This window comes from Pseudomonas sp. S2_B10 (assembly GCF_054668425.1).
On sequence record NZ_CP162768.1, the window covers coordinates 3,501,624 to 3,514,208 of the forward strand.

The window sequence follows — 12,585 nt, forward strand, 5'->3', positions numbered from 1 at the left end:
CCTATGAATATTCTCAATATCATGTGGGCCGGTGGCGCTCCGTTCGCATCAATTCACAAAGTGCACCAGCAAATACTCTCTCAGGCTGCGCCGTCGGCGGTGGTCAAAACCTGGCTCCTCCAGGGGCAGGGAGCCGAGTGCGGCGTGGATGTCGGTGAGGTCCGGGAGTGGCAGTTATCGTCAGCGCGCCTGAAGGGCCGGCATTTCTGGCGTTTTGCCAAACCCGTGATGCGGGCGAGGTTTCGCCAGGCGCTCGTGGACAGTGACGCTCGATTGCTGCTGCTGGACGGCATGGGCGTTGCCCGCACGTTATTGCCGGTCCTCAAGAAGCTGCCGCATATCCGCGCGGTAGTGATTTTCCACGGTTCGGCGCGATTGAATGCCGGCGACCAGGCTCTATTCCAGGCAATCCCTGCGTCCCGGCTGAAACTGGTTGCCGTTTCCAGCACTCTCGCCGATTCACTGGCCCGCGATCTGCAGATGCCTGTCACCCCGTTGCGAAGTGCGTTCGATCCGGAAGCGTTTCGTGCTGACCTGTTCACCCGCGAGCAAGCCCGGACACGGTTGGGGTTGCCGCAAGGCGATACGCCGGTATTGGGCGCGGTAGGGCGGCTGGTCTCCGAGAAGGGGTTCGGTTATTTGCTGGATGCCTTTGCCGCAGCACTCGACAGCCGCCCGGACTTGCGCCTGGTCATTATCGGCGAAGGCTCCAAACGCGCGGCGCTGGAGCAGCGCATCGACGCGCTTGGCTTGCACGACAAGGTCTTGCTGACCGGGCATCTGAACGAAGCAGCGCAGCTTTATCGTGCATTCGACTGGGTTGCGATCCCTTCGCTGGAAGAGGGCCTCGGTCTGGTCATGCAGGAAGCGGTGATGGCCGGCGTACCGGTGTTGTGCAGCGATCTGGAGGTGTTCAGCGAACAACTGGGCAGCGCCGGCTGGTATGCCCCGGTCAATGACACAAAGGCCTGGTCCGAGACCATCGACCGCGCCTTCGGTGCCTCATCTCAAGCGATCAATGCCGAGCAGTACCGGATGCTTGCACCGCAGGAGGCCTGGGCGAACTTCAGCCAGGCTGCCCGCGCATTGTTTTCATGACGACAAGACCGCGCGCTCAAGTGCCTGCATCGGAAAGCTGTCGTTCAGCTTTTCGCGCGCAATATAGCGTGCGAAGTGTTGCAGGTTGCGTTTGATCAAGCGCTTTGGCAACGGTCCGCGGGTGAAGCGCATGTCGGCGACATCGATCAGGCCCATGCGGTTGTCTGGTGTGACGACGATGTTGCCAAGATGCAGGGAGCGGAAATAGATGCCCGAGCGGTGCAGGCTGCGTATCAGCTCGGCCAGATCCGGCAATGCCTGAGTCCAGTTGAAACCTTGTTTTGCGGCGATCTGGCGCAGCGTTTGCCCTGGCAGAGGCTCATACAGCACGGCGGTCATGCCTGGTTTCTCAAGGCGAAAGAACTGGAGGATCTGCAGCGTCGGTACGCCGAGTTTGTGCAGCTCGACGGCGTTGTCGATGAATCGCTTCGAGTAGGGGCGAAACAAGGCGGATGAAAAAAACCTTTTGCGACGAAACAGTTTGAGAATTTTCCCATCCTGCAGCAGGTAGACTTTCGGCCCATAGCTGTCCGCTTCCAGAACTTTGGCGGCGTCGATCATTTGGTCTAGAGCGGCTTGTGAGAGCCGGGAGCATCGCATCGTAGGAAGCCTTGTCGAAAGTGCGGGGTGTAGTAGCGGGCAATGATGCCGAAAAGTTTCGATTTTAACCATGCCGCGTCGCATGGGCGAACCCTTGTCAGGAGCAGATTGATGCAGGAAACACGCTGGGCGCAACTATGGATGGCGATGGGGCTCTTGTGGTTTTTACTGGCTATTGCCGTAGCGCCCACCAACAAGGTCTACCAGCAGGGGCTGGTGGCTCTCGTCTGGTTGCCGGCGCTAGTGCTGGGCTGGGCTGCGCGGCACCGCGTCAGAGAAGTGCTCCATGAACAACGCTGGATCTACCTGCCATTGCTCGGATTGCTGGTCTGGTCGCTGATCAGTCTGGCATGGACAAACGCACCGGAAACGGGGCGCGAGGCCAAGCGTCTGTTGTATATCGTGGTGTTCCTGCTGTTTTTTCCGGTGTTCGCCAGCGGACGCCCCGAGCGATTGATTCGCCTGATGCAGTGGGGCGGGCTGGGATTGGCAGTAACTGCGCTGGTGGCCATCGTCAGGTTTTACGTCATCGAAGGTAACGCCTGGTCTGCCCGGGTGGAAGGGCTGGGTGAGCTGGCGCATCCGATCCTCGGCGGCTATGTCATCGGCCTGGCGGCGGTGTGGCTGGCCCTGTGGGCGCCGCGTGGCGTGATGTGGCAAGGGGTCTGGACACTGGCGTTGGCGGTGCTGGGTATCTTTGTACTGATGAGTCAGAGTCGAGGCGCGGCGCTGGCGTTGTTTCTGACCATCCTGGCCATGCCGATCTGGTGCCGTGACCGCCACAGCCGAATCGTCGCAGCCGTGGCCCTGGTGGTGGCGATTGTGGCGCTGTGGCTGTTCGAACCGTTGGTGCTGGCGCGCGGAGTTTCCTTTCGTCCGCAGATTCTGATGGCCTCTCTGGATATGATTGCCCAACATCCCTGGGGTGGGTTGGGCCTGGGTGGGGACTACCGGGTTTTCTGGTCGGGCATGACTTTCGATCACGCCCACAATCTGTTCACCCATGTTGCGATCGTACTGGGTCTGCCGGGACTGCTGTTGTGGTCTGCCGTCTGGTTCGCCGTTATTTTCCAAGCGTGGAAAGTTCGAGAAACGCTGTATGCCCGGGGGATCATCGGTATCTGGCTGTTCTCGACACTGGCGATGCAATTCGACGCTGCCAGCCTCACCGGCACCCCGCGCGCCGAGTGGTTCATCAGCTGGCTGCCGTTGGGGCTTGCCAGCGTTTTGGTATGGGCGCGGGCCAATGGCAGCGCTTGTGATAAAATTTCGCGTTCTTCTTAACCAGTGAGCTCTACGATGACTGACGCACCGCCCAAAGCGGAACAGGAATCCAGCCTGAAAATCTACTTTCGGCTGTTGGGGTACGTAAAACCCTATATCGGTCTTTTCCTGCTGAGTATCGTGGGCTTCGTGATCTTTGCTTCCACGCAACCAATGCTGGCCGGGATTCTCAAGTATTTTGTCGATGGCCTGAGCAACCCGGAAGCGGTGCTCTTCCCCAACGTTCCCTATCTGCGAGACGTGCAATTGCTGATGGCTGTGCCGTTGCTGATCATCCTGATCGCAGCGTGGCAAGGCCTCGGCTCGTTTCTCGGCAACTATTACCTGGCGAGGGTTTCGTTGGGGCTGGTGCATGACCTGCGTATCGAACTGTTCAACAAGCTGTTGGTACTGCCCAATCGCTATTTCGATACCCATAACTCGGGTCATCTGATCTCGCGCATCACTTTCAACGTGACCATGGTCACCGGCGCCGCCACGGATGCCATCAAAGTGGTGATCCGCGAAGGCCTGACCGTGGTTTTCCTGTTCGCCTATCTGCTGTGGATGAACTGGAAACTGACTCTGGTGATGCTGGCCATTCTGCCGGTGATCGCGTTCATGGTCGGCAACACCAGCAAGAAATTCCGCAAGCAGAGCAAGAAGATTCAAGTGGCCATGGGCGACGTCACCCATGTGGCTTCCGAAACCATTCAAGGCTATCGCGTCGTGCGCAGTTTTGGTGGCGAAGCTTATGAGCAGCAGCGTTTTGCGGCGGCCAGCCAGAGCAACACCGACAAACAGTTGCGCATGACCAAGACCGGCGCGGTGTATACGCCGATGCTGCAGCTGGTGATCTACACCGCCATGGCCGTACTGATGTTCCTCGTACTGTTCCTGCGCGGTGATGCAACGGCCGGTGATCTGGTTGCCTACATCACAGCTGCCGGGTTGCTGCCCAAACCGATCCGGCAATTGTCTGAAGTCAGCTCGACCATCCAGAAAGGCGTGGCCGGCGCCGAAAGCATTTTCGAGCAACTCGATGTTGAACCGGAAATCGACACAGGTACGATCGAGCGTGATCGGGTCAGTGGCCATCTGGCGGTGAACAACCTCAGCTTCACTTACCCGGGCACTGAACGGGAAGTGCTGAAAAACATCAGCTTCACCGCGTCGCCAGGTCAGATGATCGCCCTGGTCGGGCGTTCCGGCAGCGGCAAATCGACGCTGGCCAGTCTCATTCCGCGCTTCTATCACCACGAGACCGGCGAAATCCTGCTCGATGATGTCGAAATCGAGGACTATCGTCTGCGCAATCTGCGCCGCCATGTAGCGCAAGTGACCCAGCACGTGACGCTGTTCAACGACACCATCGCCAACAACATCGCTTACGGCGATCTGGCAGGCGCGCCTCGCGAAGATATCGAGAAAGCCGCCAGGGATGCATTTGCCATGGACTTCATCGCGCAGATGCCTCAAGGCCTGGATACCCAGGTCGGCGAGAACGGTGTGCTGTTGTCTGGCGGACAGCGTCAGCGCCTGGCGATTGCCCGGGCCTTGCTGAAAAACGCCCCGCTGCTGATCCTCGACGAAGCGACTTCGGCCCTTGATACCGAGTCCGAGCGGCACATTCAGGCGGCACTCGACCATGTCATGAAAGGCCGCACCACGCTGGTGATTGCCCACCGTTTGTCGACCATCGAGAAGGCCGATCTGATCCTCGTCATGGATCAGGGCGAGATCGTCGAACGCGGCACTCATGCCCAACTGCTTGCTCATAATGGCTATTACGCGCGTCTGCACGCGATGGGGCTGGATGCCCCGGCTGAAGACATTGCCTGATCTGCAGATGAGGGTGGGCCAGCCTCACCCTCGTGTATTCCCGGCGCGCGCGATCCTGTTAATATCGCGCCCCTGTTCATTTTGTATGTGGGTTGCTCCATGAAATTGTCGATGCCGCGATTCGATCAAGCCCCTGTCTTGGTGGTCGGCGATGTCATGCTCGACCGTTACTGGCATGGCGGAACCTCACGGATTTCTCCTGAAGCGCCGGTGCCGGTGGTCAAGGTCGAGCAGATCGAGGATCGCCCGGGCGGTGCCGCCAACGTGGCGCTGAACATTGCCGCGCTGGGTGCACCGGCATCACTGGTGGGCGTGACCGGCGATGACGAAGCCGCCGACAGCCTGAGCAACAGTCTCAAGGGCGCGGGCGTGCGCGCCTTGTTTCAGCGCATCGCGCACCAGCCGACCATCGTCAAGCTGCGGGTCATGAGCCGGCACCAGCAACTGTTGCGTATCGATTTCGAAGAAGTGTTCGCCACCGATGCTCTGGCACTGGCCGCGCAGGTTGACGGGTTGCTGGAAGGCATCAAGGTGCTGGTGTTGTCGGATTACGGTAAAGGCGCACTGAAAAATCACCAGGCCCTGATCCAGGCCGCCCGTGCCAAAGGTATACCGGTATTGGCTGATCCGAAGGGCAAGGACTTTTCGATCTACCGCGGTGCCAGCCTGATCACACCGAATCTCAGCGAGTTCGAAACCATCGTCGGTGGTTGCGCCGATGAGCACGAACTGGTGAGCAAGGGCGCCGTCCTGATGCAGGAGCTCGACCTCGGCGCGCTGCTGGTGACCCGTGGTGAACACGGCATGACCTTGCTGCGTCCGGATCATCCGGCGTTGCATCTGCCGGCCCGCGCCCGCGAAGTGTTCGACGTGACCGGTGCCGGCGATACGGTGATTTCGACCCTGGCCGCGGCCATTGCCGCAGGCGAAGAACTGCCGCACGCCGTGGCGCTGGCCAATCTGGCAGCAGGCATCGTCGTCGGCAAGTTGGGTACCGCCGCGATCAGCGCCCCGGAACTGCGCCGCGCCATTCAGCGCGAAGAAGGTTCGGAGCGAGGCGTGCTGGGACTTGAGCAGCTGCTGCTGGCGGTTGACGATGCCCGTGCGCACAACGAGCGGATTGTTTTCACCAATGGCTGCTTCGATATCCTGCATGCCGGCCATGTTACCTATCTGGAACAGGCCCGTGCTCAGGGCGACCGCCTGATCGTGGCAGTCAACGATGACGCCTCGGTCAGCCGCCTGAAAGGCCCGGGCCGGCCGATCAACAGCGTGGATCGCCGCATGGCGGTACTCGCCGGTCTCGGCGCGGTGGACTGGGTGATCAGTTTCTCTGAAGGCACACCGGAAAACCTGCTGCGCGAGGTCAAGCCGGACGTGCTGGTCAAGGGCGGCGATTACGGAATCGATCAGGTGGTCGGCGCGGATATCGTCACCGCCTACGGCGGCACCGTGAAAGTCCTGGGGCTGGTGGAAAACAGCTCGACGACAGCGATCGTGGAAAAGATCCGCGGCCAATAAGATCAAAAGATCGCAGCCTGCGGCAGCTCCTACAGGGGAATACATTCCAATGCAGGAGTCGTCGAAGGCTGCGATTTTTTGCTTTCAGGAATTCACTTTCTTGCGCGGTACGATTTTCTTCAGCAGCTGCCTGGCCTTGCCGCGCAGGCGTGCCAGTCCAGTGGCTTTCTCCGCTGGCGTCAGGCCCTGTTGGCGCAACCAGTCTTTCCAGCGAATCCGCTCATCACGCACCAGCCAGCCATCCTGTCGCGCGAAGCTTTCGGCCAGATACAGACCGCGGGTACTCGCCGGATACAGTTGATCCTTTTTCAGGGTGTACAACTCAGGCAGCGGCTGGCCGTCGTGCAATGGCATCAAGTACAGGTCTGGCCGTTTGCGATCGAGCCGCGCCACCAGTTGATCGCCTTCCAGACGCTCGTCGACATGAAACAGGCTCAAGGACTTCGCCTCCTTGGGCACGTCCAGGCGCAAGTCATAGATCAATTGCAGGGACGCCGTCGGCAGATGCACGTACGCCCTTGGTCGCTCCAGCAATTGCAGGTTGGCGCAGCGCACCGGACGCGCCGAACCGGACAACGGCGTCAGGCGAAACGGCAACGCCTCACGGTAATGCAGCGCAGCGGAGTAGGGCGCCGGCAACCAAGTCTCGTTGAAACGCCCGCCGAGCCAGCCTTCCGGGGTTTCCAGCAGACACTCTTCGGCAATCTCCTGAATCGCCGTGTGCAGCGGAATATTCAGCTCATGGGCCGGCACGTAGCCGGAAATCAGCTTCAATACCACGTCGCCGCGATCCTGCCGACGCTGGCGCACCAGCACCCAGTAATCGCGATTCTGCCAATGCAGGGTCAGGCGCACGGACACGCCGAGGTTGGCCAGTTCCAGGGCGAAGCGCTCGCTGTCGGCGACGCTGACCGGCTTACGCCGTTGCAGGGTCTGGGCGAAGTTCAGCGGCATGCCGACGCTCTGATAGCTCAGGCCTTCGGGTGTGGCTTCGACGAACAGCGGCAGTGTCTTGAAGTTGCTCGGGTTCTTGCGGATGAGCGTGCGCGGCATATCGGCTCCTGGCTTAAGGCCGCGGGGCGGCGTCAGTGACTACGCAGGACCTGGGCAACGGTCGCTACGTTATGGGCGAGGTGCAGCGGATTGATCGTGCCGACAATAGCACTGGCAACGCCGGGATGAGTGAACAGCAACTCGAAGCTGGCGCGCACCGGATCGACTCCCGGACTCAGACAGACATGACCGCTGGCCAGGGCTTTTTTCACCAGAATGGCTTTGCCGTGGGCAGCAGCATAGTCAATGACCGCCTTTTCGTTTTGTTCGTTCAGATTGTAGGTGACCATCGCGCAGTCGCCTTGCTCCAGCGCTTTCAGCCCACCTTCGACGGTTTTCCCGGAAAAACCGAAGCCGCGAATCTTGCCCTCGGCCTTCAGCGCCGCGAGGGTGGCGTAGACCTCTTCGTGCTCGAGGATGGCCATGTCGTTGCCGTCCGAGTGCACGAGGACCAGATCGATAAAATCCGTTTCCAGACGTTGCAGGCTGCGCTCGACCGACATTCGCGTGTGCGCGGCGCTGAAATCGTGACGCGACAGGCCATCGGCAAACTCTTCACCGACCTTGCTGACGATCACCCAGTCCTGACGCTGACCGCGCAGCAGCGGGCCGAGGCGTTCTTCGCTGCGACCATAGGCCGGTGCGGTGTCGATCAGGTTGATGCCCAGATCGCGCGCCTGGCGCAGCAGCATGCGCGCCTCGTCATCACCGGGAATCTGAAAGCCGTTGGGGTATTTCACCCCTTGATCGCGGCCGAGTTTGACCGTGCCCAGGCCCAGCGGCGAAACCGTCAGGCCGGTGCTGCCCAGTGGGCGATGCAGTTCGTGCAGAGTGGCAATGCTCATGGCAGCAGTTGCTCCCATGCGGGGACGCCGAGCGGCGGTTTCGGCAGCGGCGGCAGCGGCTCGGTCGCCTGCGGCTGGATGCCGTCGCGTTGCAGCGAGGCGATAACGCGGTCGGCGAAGTCTGGCGCCAGTGCCAGTTTGGTCGGCCAGCCGACGAGCAAGCGACCTTCCTCGGCGAGGAATGCGTTGTCCGGACGGGTCAGGCCGGTTTGCAGCGGCTCCGCGCGGTCGACGCGCAGGGTGGCCCATTGCGTGGTGCTGAGGTCGATCCACGGCAGCAATTGGGCGATTTCCTTTTGCGCGGTGGCGATCTGTTCGGCTGGCTCGCGGGCCACGCCTTCGCTTTCGGCGATGTCGCCGCCCATGTACCAGACCCACTGGCCATCAGCCGCCGGATGCGTGGTCACGGTAATGCGCGGCTTGGTCCCGCCGCCCAGGCAGTGCGCGTACAGCGGTTTCAAACCGGGGCCTTTGGCGAGGATCATGTGCAGGGGGCGGCGCTGCATGGCCGGACGGCTCAGGCCCAGGGCTTCAAGCAGTTCGGCCGTGCCGGCGCCGGCGCTGAGGACGATGCGCTGAGGGCGGATCTCACGGCCATCGACTTTCAGGCCGACCAGCACGCCGGCTTCCAGCAACGGTTCGATGACCTGCCCGGCGAGCAGACCGTCACCGGCCAGCTCGGCCAGGCGCTGGATCAGGCTCGGGACATCCACTACCAATTCGGCGAGGCGATAGACCTTGCCCTTGAAGCGCTTGTCCTGCAGGGCCAGCGGCAGTTCATCGCCCTTGACCTGATCGACCCGGCCACGCACGGCTTTGCTGGCGAAGAAACTGGTCAGGTTGCCGGCCAAAGTGCCTGGCGACCACAGGTAATGGGCTTCGGACAGCAGGCGCACGCTGGACAGATCCAGCTCACCATTACCGGCCAGCGCCTCGCGCCAGCGGCGCGGCATGTCGGCGATGGCTTCCGAGGCCCCGGTCAGCGCGCCGTGCAGCGCGTACTTGGCACCGCCGTGGATGATGCCCTGGGACTTCACGCTCTGCCCGCCACCGAGGCTGGCGCTTTCCACCAGCACGGTCGAGAAACCCTGACCGCGCAGGCGCGCATTCAGCCAGAGGCCGGCGACACCAGCGCCGACAATCAGAACGTCGGTGGAAATAACGGATGGCATGCAACGACCTCAGTGCTCAAGACGAGGGCGCAGTATACAGACTCGGGAAAGGGGCGGATTTGTCGATGATCAACATGCCGAACATATGGGCCAATGTGGGAGCGAGCCTGCTCGCGAAGAGGGAATGCCAGTCGACATATGTGTTGACTGATGTACCGCATTCGCGAGCAGGCTCGCTCCCACAGGGGATTGTGTCTGGCAGTTAATGGCCGGCGGTTTTCGAGAACAATTGAATCACCACCACGCCCAGCACGATCAACGCCATCCCCAGCATCGCCGGTACGTCGAGTTTCTGCCCGTAGATGAACAGCGCCGCGACGCTGACCATGACAATGCCCATCCCCGCCCAGACGGCGTAGGCAACGCCCACCGGTACGGTGCGCACCACCAGCGTCAGCATCCAGAATGCAATCCCGTAGCCGACAATCACCAGAATCAGCGGTAGAGGAGTGCTGAAGCCCCTGACCGCTTTCATCGAAACGGTGGCGATCACTTCGGCGCAGATGGCGATGGCCAGATAGACGTAGGCGTTCATGGTTTGATCCTCAAATAAATCATTGCTTGCTGGAGTGACATTCTAGGGATTGCTCAGATGGGGTAAAGTCATTACCTATCTGTTCAGTAGATAGGTTGAAAAATCGTATGCAATGGAATCTTGAGCACCTGCGGGTATTTGTCGACGTCGCCGAACAGCGATCGTTCTCCGCCGTGGCACGTCGACAACGCAAGGCGCAATCGGCGATCAGCAGTGCTGTCGCGATGCTCGAAGAGGATTTGCGCGTGAGCCTGTTCGAGCGCAGCAGTGGCCGTCAGCCCAGTCTCACCGAGGCGGGCGAGGCATTGCTGGAAGAGGCGCGGGAAGTGTTGCGCCAGTGCGAGCGCCTCAACGGCCGCGCGATGGCCATGCTGCGCGGCCAGGAGGCGCAGTTGCGGGTGGCTCAGGACGAGGCGATGCCCTATCAGGCGCTGGTGGAAAGTTTCGGCGAACTGGCCGAGCAGTTTCCCAGCCTGGAAGTGCAACTGACCAGCGCCGCCCAAGGCGAAGTCGCGCGCAAACTGGTCGAACGTCGCGCCGACCTCGGCCTGCTGTTCTATCACGATGAAATCCCCGAAGCCCTTGAGCGCCGCGTACTGGGTCGAGTGGAAATGGTCACGGTCTGTGGCGTCAATCATCCGCTGGCGCAGCATTCCTATGTGACCTGCCAGCAACTGGCGCAGCACCGGCAATTGCTGATGTCGACGCAGACCAGCGTCTATCCCGGCAACGAGCCGGCCAGCCCACAGGTGTGGCGCGCCGACAGCTTTTACGTAATGTCCGAATGGCTGGTGCGCGATCTCGGCTGGGCCTGGTTGCCGCGCCACGTTGTGCAGTACTCGGCGTATCAAGGCCAGATGATTGAGCTCGACAGCGAATGGACGCCGCCAGCGCTGGTGGTGGAACTGGTCTGGCGCCGCGACGAACCGCTCGGCCCGGCCGCGCGCTGGCTGGCGGAACGTTTTGCCGTGCACTTGCGGGCGATCGGCGACAAAAGCCGATAAACTCCGCCGCCATGAATAGAACTCTCTACACCGCGCTGTTTTACTTGGGGCTGCCATTGGTGGCGATTCGACTATGGCTGCGTGCGCGCAAGGCGCCGGCGTATGCCAAACGCATTGGCGAGCGCTTTACTTATGGCATGCCGACGTTGCAGCCCGGTGGCATCTGGGTGCACGCGGTGTCGGTCGGCGAAAGCATTGCCGCCGCGCCGATGATCCGCGCGCTGCTGGAACGCTACCCGACGCTGCCGATCACCGTGACCTGCATGACCCCGACCGGTTCGGAGCGGATTCAGGCACTGTTCGCCAACGAGGCGCGCATTCAACACTGCTATCTGCCGTATGACTTGCCTTGTGCGGCGGCGCGTTTTCTTGATCGCGTACAGCCCAGGCTTGCAGTGATCATGGAGACCGAGCTGTGGCCTAACCATATTCATCAATGTGCCAAGCGCGGGATTCCGGTGGCGTTGGCCAATGGGCGGTTGTCGCAGCGTTCCGCCAAAGGCTATGGCCGCTTCAGCAAACTCACTGCGCCGATGCTCGCCGAGATGAGTTTGCTGGCCGTGCAGACCGCAGCCGAGGCCCAGCGCTTCCGCGATCTTGGCGCACGTCCGGAAACTGTCGAGGTCACCGGTTCGATCAAGTTCGACCTGACCATCGACCCGCAACTGTTGCAGCGTGCAGCCGAACTGCGCAGCCGGTGGCAGGCGCAGGATCGCCCGGTATGGATCGCTGCGAGCACCCACGAAGGCGAAGACGAAGTGGTGCTCGACGCCCATCGTCGTTTGCTGGGCAGTCATCCCGATGCGTTGCTGATTCTGGTGCCGCGTCATCCCGAGCGTTTCAATTCGGTGTTCGACTTGTGCCAGCGCGAAGGTTTCGCCACGGTACGTCGCTCGACCGGGGCCAATGTCGATGCGCAAACGAGCGTGCTGCTCGGCGACACCATGGGTGAGTTGCTGTTTCTCTATGCCCTGGCCGACAGCGCATTTGTCGGCGGCAGTCTGGTGCCGAACGGCGGGCACAACCTGCTCGAACCCGCCGCGCTGGCGAAACCGGTACTCAGCGGCCCGCACCTGTTCAATTTCCTCGACATCGCCGCGCAACTGCGCGAAGCCGGGGCGTTGGCCGAAGTGGATGATGCCGAAGGGCTCGCAATCGAGGTGCAGCGCTTGTTCGAACTGCCACGTGATGCGCAGCGCATGGCGGAGGCCGGGCTGGCGGTGATGCGCCGTAATCAGGGCGCGTTGCAGCGGCTGCTGGATGGCTTGGCGCGGCTGATCCAATAGTCGCCTGGAATATTACTGTGGTGAGGGGATTTATCCCCGTTGGGTTGCGAAGCAGCCCCAAAACCATTCAGCGCGTTGATTCAGTTAGATCTGGCAAGTCGGATTTACGACTGCTGCGCAGCCGGACGGGGATAAATCCCCTCACCACAGGGATTCATCCCCGCTGGGTTGCGAAGCAGCCCCAAAACCATTCAGCGCGGTGATTCAGTCAAATCTGGCAAGCAGGATTTACGACTGCTGCGCAGCCGGACGGGGATAAATCCCCTCGCCACAGGGATTCATCCCCGCTGGGTTGCGAAGCAGCCCCAAAACCATTCAACGCGGTGATTCAGTCAGATCTGGCAAGCAGGATTTACGACTGCTGCG

Annotated in this window: 11 protein-coding genes; 6 read left to right on the forward strand and 5 right to left on the reverse strand. The window is 61.2% G+C overall.

Going from position 1 to position 12,585, the window contains the following annotated elements; all coding sequences use genetic code 11:
- Positions 1-3: 3 nt before the first annotated feature.
- On the forward strand, positions 4-1,098 hold the full coding sequence (locus AB4O45_RS15695; protein ID WP_460160279.1) for a glycosyltransferase family 4 protein: 1,095 nt from the start codon (positions 4-6) through the stop codon (positions 1,096-1,098).
- On the opposite strand, the gene AB4O45_RS15700 is transcribed toward AB4O45_RS15695, so the two are convergent.
- Positions 1,093-1,659: a lipopolysaccharide kinase InaA family protein gene (locus AB4O45_RS15700; protein ID WP_224787295.1), complete on the reverse strand. Its 567-nt coding sequence runs from the start codon at positions 1,657-1,659 to the stop codon at positions 1,093-1,095. The two genes, AB4O45_RS15695 and AB4O45_RS15700, sit on opposite strands and share 6 nt — an antisense overlap.
- A 150-nt stretch (positions 1,660-1,809) precedes the next feature.
- Between AB4O45_RS15700 and AB4O45_RS15705 the strand changes: the two genes are divergently transcribed.
- The 3 genes from AB4O45_RS15705 to hldE all read left to right on the forward strand — a co-directional run bounded on the left by AB4O45_RS15705 (position 1,810) and on the right by hldE (position 6,324).
- Positions 1,810-2,982 (forward strand): O-antigen ligase family protein, encoded by a 1,173-nt coding sequence (locus AB4O45_RS15705; protein WP_095180985.1) that lies wholly within the window; start codon positions 1,810-1,812, stop codon positions 2,980-2,982.
- A gap of 15 nt (positions 2,983-2,997) precedes the next feature.
- A complete protein-coding gene (gene msbA / locus AB4O45_RS15710) occupies positions 2,998-4,803 on the forward strand; it encodes a lipid A export permease/ATP-binding protein MsbA (RefSeq protein WP_016771984.1) in 1,806 nt (601 codons plus the stop codon).
- Between the two features lie 99 nt (positions 4,804-4,902).
- Positions 4,903-6,324, forward strand: coding sequence for a bifunctional D-glycero-beta-D-manno-heptose-7-phosphate kinase/D-glycero-beta-D-manno-heptose 1-phosphate adenylyltransferase HldE (gene hldE, locus AB4O45_RS15715; protein WP_041477636.1), 1,422 nt, complete (start codon positions 4,903-4,905; stop codon positions 6,322-6,324).
- Positions 6,325-6,408: 84 nt separating this feature from the next.
- Here the strand turns inward: hldE and AB4O45_RS15720 are convergent, their stop codons facing one another.
- The 4 genes from AB4O45_RS15720 to AB4O45_RS15735 form a co-directional block, all read right to left on the reverse strand.
- The gene (locus AB4O45_RS15720) at positions 6,409-7,377 is read right to left on the reverse strand and encodes a hypothetical protein (RefSeq protein WP_056787497.1); all 969 of its coding nucleotides are present in this window, start codon (positions 7,375-7,377) and stop codon (positions 6,409-6,411) included.
- Between the two features lie 32 nt (positions 7,378-7,409).
- Positions 7,410-8,222 (reverse strand): aldo/keto reductase, encoded by an 813-nt coding sequence (locus AB4O45_RS15725; RefSeq protein ID WP_095180984.1) that lies wholly within the window; start codon positions 8,220-8,222, stop codon positions 7,410-7,412.
- The gene (locus AB4O45_RS15730) at positions 8,219-9,394 is read right to left on the reverse strand and encodes an FAD-dependent oxidoreductase (RefSeq protein ID WP_305382073.1); all 1,176 of its coding nucleotides are present in this window, start codon (positions 9,392-9,394) and stop codon (positions 8,219-8,221) included. The genes AB4O45_RS15725 and AB4O45_RS15730 overlap by 4 nt, the downstream gene beginning before the upstream one ends.
- Positions 9,395-9,596: 202 nt before the next feature.
- Positions 9,597-9,929, reverse strand: a complete 333-nt coding sequence (locus tag AB4O45_RS15735) for a DMT family transporter (protein WP_460160280.1) — start codon at positions 9,927-9,929, stop codon at positions 9,597-9,599.
- 107 nt (positions 9,930-10,036) lie between these two features.
- On the opposite strand from AB4O45_RS15735, the gene AB4O45_RS15740 reads away from it, so the two are divergent.
- Together AB4O45_RS15740 and waaA are read left to right on the forward strand one after the other, a co-directional pair.
- Entirely contained in the window at positions 10,037-10,933 is an 897-nt protein-coding gene (locus AB4O45_RS15740) for a LysR family transcriptional regulator (RefSeq protein WP_095180982.1), read from the forward strand.
- An 11-nt stretch (positions 10,934-10,944) separates the two neighbouring features.
- Entirely contained in the window at positions 10,945-12,219 is a 1,275-nt protein-coding gene (waaA, locus tag AB4O45_RS15745; RefSeq protein ID WP_460160281.1) for a lipid IV(A) 3-deoxy-D-manno-octulosonic acid transferase, read from the forward strand.
- Positions 12,220-12,585: the final 366 nt, after the last annotated feature.